1 protein-coding gene is annotated in these 248 nt (G+C 37.1%); it reads left to right on the top strand.

The genetic code is table 11. The features are described 5' to 3' along the window. On the top strand, positions 1-248 hold a 248-nt coding region (locus tag R2R70_RS22205), incomplete at both ends, for a PAS domain S-box protein (protein WP_410979232.1).

Raw genomic sequence — 248 nt, 5'->3', positions numbered from 1 at the left:
CTGCTTGAAATAGAATCTTTAGCGATGGAGCTCGATGTTAGAGAAAAAGAATTAAAGCAGTTATCATCTAAACATCAACTCTTTTTTCACGCACTAACGAGTACAGCTGACGGTGTTGTGATAACTAACAGTACAGGCAAAATAATCGCGGTTAATCCTTCTTTTTGCCGCATCACGGGTTACGATGAAGCTGATTCGTTGAATATGCATATTCACGATATCAAACAAAATAACCAGCCAAATATAAA

Origin of the sequence: Cobetia sp. SIMBA_158, assembly GCF_046566945.1 — a bacterium.
Taxonomy (GTDB): Bacteria; Pseudomonadota; Gammaproteobacteria; order Pseudomonadales; family Halomonadaceae; genus Cobetia; species Cobetia amphilecti.
Note: the sequence above shows the minus strand (reverse complement) of the source record. Positions and strands in the feature narration are given on the sequence as shown.